This window comes from Bradyrhizobium sp. MI1.10 (assembly GCF_055811035.1).
Window position 1 is genome coordinate 1 of the sequence record NZ_JBVVPN010000116.1, and the last position, 3,149, is coordinate 3,149.

At 66.5% G+C, this 3,149-nt stretch carries 2 protein-coding genes; both read left to right on the forward strand.

Going from position 1 to position 3,149, the window contains the following annotated elements:
- The coding region (locus tag AC0L3K_RS40400) for a hybrid sensor histidine kinase/response regulator (RefSeq protein WP_473368184.1) at positions 1 to 2,730 on the forward strand (2,730 nt) is incomplete at its 5' end.
- Between the two features lie 24 nt (positions 2,731 to 2,754).
- The coding region (locus AC0L3K_RS40405; RefSeq protein ID WP_219685640.1) for a chemotaxis protein CheW at positions 2,755 to 3,149 on the forward strand (395 nt) is incomplete at its 3' end.

A 3,149-nucleotide genomic window follows, 5' to 3' on the forward strand; every position in this document is an offset into this window, starting at 1 on the left:
ACCGTGGACAATCAGCTGGTGAAGTTCGAGCAGGAGCCGAACAACGCCAAGATCCTGGATAACATCTTCCGGCTGGTCCATACCATCAAGGGCACGTGCGGCTTCCTCGGATTGCCGCGGCTGGAAGCGCTGGCGCATGCCGGCGAGACGCTGATGAGCAAATTCCGTGACGGCATGCCGGTGACGGCCGGCGCGGTGACGGTGATCCTGGCCTCGATCGACCGCATCAAGGAAATCCTGTCAGGCCTCGAGGCGACCGAAGCCGAGCCCGAGGGCACCGACCGCGATCTCATCGACAAGCTGGAAGCGATGGTTGAGCAGGGCATGGCGGCCATGGCGGCGGGTGCTGCTGCTCCCGTGGCTGAAGCGCCGCCGCTGGTGCCGGAAGCGCCTGTCGCCGTTGAAGCCGCGCCGACCTCCGGCGTGCTGGCCGACCAGACCCTGGAGCGTCCGCTGCGTCCGGGCGAAGTCTCGCTCGACGAGCTCGAGCGCGCCTTCCGCGAAACCCCGATCGAAGTCCCGGCCCCGGTTGCCAAGGTTGAGGTCAAGGCTGAGCCCGCACCCGCCGCTGAAGCTCCGGCGCCTGTCGCCAAAGAGACCAAGGCGCCCAAGGAGAAGGCCGCGCCGAAGAAGTCGATCGCCGACGAGGGCGCCGGCGAGGGCGCCAGCATCGCCAACCAGTCGATCCGCGTCAACGTGGATACGCTGGAGCATCTGATGACCATGGTCTCGGAGCTGGTGCTGACCCGCAACCAGCTGTTGGAGATCTCCCGCCGCAACGAGGACACCGAGTTCAAGGTGCCGTTGCAGCGGCTGTCCAACGTCACCGCCGAGCTGCAGGAAGGCGTCATGAAGACGCGCATGCAGCCGATCGGCAATGCCTGGCAGAAGCTGCCCCGCATCGTTCGCGACCTCTCGAGCGAACTCGGCAAGCAGATCGAGCTGGAGATGCACGGCGCCGACACCGAGCTCGACCGCCAGGTGCTCGACCTGATCAAGGACCCGCTCACCCACATGGTGCGCAACTCCGCCGACCATGGCCTGGAGACCCCGGCCGAGCGTCTCGCCGGCGGCAAGGGCGAGCAGGGCACCATTCGCCTGTCCGCCTATCACGAGGGCGGCCACATCATCATCTGCATCGCCGACAACGGCCGTGGCCTGAACACCGACAGGATCAAGGCCAAGGCGATCTCCTCAGGGTTGGTCACCGAGGCCGAGCTCGAGAAGATGAGCGAAGCCCAGATCCACAAGTTCATCTTCGCGCCGGGCTTCTCCACTGCTGCCGCCATCACCTCGGTGTCGGGGCGCGGCGTCGGCATGGACGTGGTGCGCACCAATATCGACCAGATCGGCGGCACCATCGACATCAAGTCGGTCGCCGGCGAAGGCTCCTCCGTCACCATCAAGATCCCGCTGACGCTCGCCATCGTCTCCGCGCTGATCGTGGAAGCCGCCGGCGACCGCTTCGCGATCCCGCAGCTCTCCGTGGTCGAGCTGGTGCGGGCCCGCGCCAACTCGGAGCACCGCATCGAGCGCATCAAGGACACCGCGGTTCTCCGGCTGCGCAACAAGCTGCTGCCGCTGATCCATCTCAAGAAGCTGCTCAAGATCGACGACGGCGCCGTCTCCGATCCCGAGAACGGCTTCATCGTGGTGACGCAGGTCGGCAGCCAGACCTTCGGCATCGTCGTCGACGGCGTGTTCCACACCGAAGAAATCGTGGTCAAGCCGATGTCGACGAAGCTGCGTCACATCGACATGTTCTCGGGCAATACCATCCTGGGCGACGGCGCGGTCATCATGATCATCGACCCCAACGGCATTGCCAAGGCGCTCGGCGCCGCCGGCTCCTCGGCCCATGACATGAACAGCGAGAACGGGGCTCACAGCATCGGAAGTGGCGAGCAGACCACCTCGCTGCTGGTGTTCCGCGCCGGCTCGTCCCAGCCCAAGGCGGTCCCGCTCGGGCTCGTCACCCGCCTGGAAGAACTCCCGGCCGACAAGATCGAGTTCTCGAACGGCCGCTACATGGTGCAGTACCGCGAGCAGCTGATGCCGCTCGTTGCCATGGAGAGCGTCACCATCGCGAGCCAGGGCGCCCAGCCGATCCTGGTGTTCTCCGATGACGGCCGCTCCATGGGCCTCGTCGTCGACGAGATCATCGACATCGTCGAGGAACGGCTCAACATCGAGGTCGGCGGATCCTCCTCCGGCATTCTCGGCTCGGCCGTGATCAAGGGCCAGGCCACCGAAGTGATCGACGTCGGCCACTTCCTGCCGATGGCGTTCTCCGACTGGTTCACCCGCAAGGAGATGAAGCCGTCGCTGCACTCGCAATCGGTGCTGCTGGTCGACGACTCGGCGTTCTTCCGCAACATGCTGGCCCCGGTGCTCAAGGCCGCCGGCTACCGCGTCCGCACCGCGCCGACCGCGCAGGAGGGCCTGGCGGCGCTGCGCGCGCAGACCTTCGACGTGGTCCTGACCGACATCGAGATGCCCGACATGAACGGGTTCGAGTTTGCCGAGACCATCCGCTCCGACAGCAATCTGGGCGCGATGCCGATCATCGGGCTCTCCGCGCTGGTGTCGCCGGCGGCGATCGAGCGCGGCCGTCAGGCCGGCTTCCACGACTATGTCGCCAAGTTCGACCGTCCCGGTCTGATCGCGGCGCTGAAGGAACAGACCGCGGGCGCCGCCGGCGCCTCCGAGCTGAGCCGCGCAGCAGCGTAACCAGCGGGATCAGGAGAAACTAACATGACCAAGAAGACCCAGTCCGGCGAAGGCGCCATGGTCGAATACGTCACCGCGATGATCGGCGGCCAGCTGTTCGGCCTGCCGATCTCCCGCGTCCAGGACGTGTTCATGCCCGAGCGCGTCACCCGCGTGCCGCTGTCCTCGCGCGAGATCGCGGGCGTGCTGAACCTGCGCGGCCGCATCGTCACCGTGGTCGACATGCGCGCCCGGCTCGGCCTGCCCAAGCCCGAGGACGGCAAGATCCCGATGGCGGTCGGCGTCGACCTGCGCGGTGAATCCTACGGCCTCCTGATCGACCAGATCGGCGAAGTGCTGCGGCTCGCCGAGGACGGCATGGAAGAAAACCCCGTCAATCTCGACCCCCGCATGGCCAAGCTCGCCGGCGGTGTCCACCG